This is a genomic window from Secundilactobacillus collinoides DSM 20515 = JCM 1123, assembly GCF_001435975.1.
GTDB lineage: Bacteria > Bacillota > Bacilli > Lactobacillales > Lactobacillaceae > Secundilactobacillus > Secundilactobacillus collinoides.
Genome location: NZ_AYYR01000077.1, coordinates 1 through 324, shown reverse-complemented (window position 1 = coordinate 324; position 324 = coordinate 1). Strand labels below are relative to the sequence as shown.

General features: G+C 47.8%; 1 protein-coding gene. It reads right to left on the bottom strand.

Annotation, left to right across the window (positions count from 1 at the left end; all coding sequences use genetic code 11):
- A partial coding sequence (locus tag FC82_RS12585) for a DNA topoisomerase (protein ID WP_235809238.1) occupies nt 1–324 on the bottom strand: 324 nt, incomplete at both ends.

Here is a 324-nt window from a genome sequence, read left to right as displayed (position 1 = left end):
ACTGATTTGCTGTAACGCTTGCTCCCATTTAGCCGTCATCTCTGGACTAGTTAGCAAGGGTTCGAGTTCAACCGCTTTACATAAAGTAATTCCGGCTTCACTGACGTGTAGCTTGTTCTTTTCAGTGACGAGATAGCCGCGTTTCTTTAACACTTCCAGCACATTGGCCCGGGTTGCACTTGTCCCAATGCCTTGCACATCTTTAAGAATCGCTTGGGCTTCTTCATCATCAAGCGTTTTGCCGGCGGTCTTCATGGCCGTAATCAGGGTACCTTCGGTAAAGGGTACCGGTGGTGTCGTTTCTTTTTGCAGTGTTTGCAGATT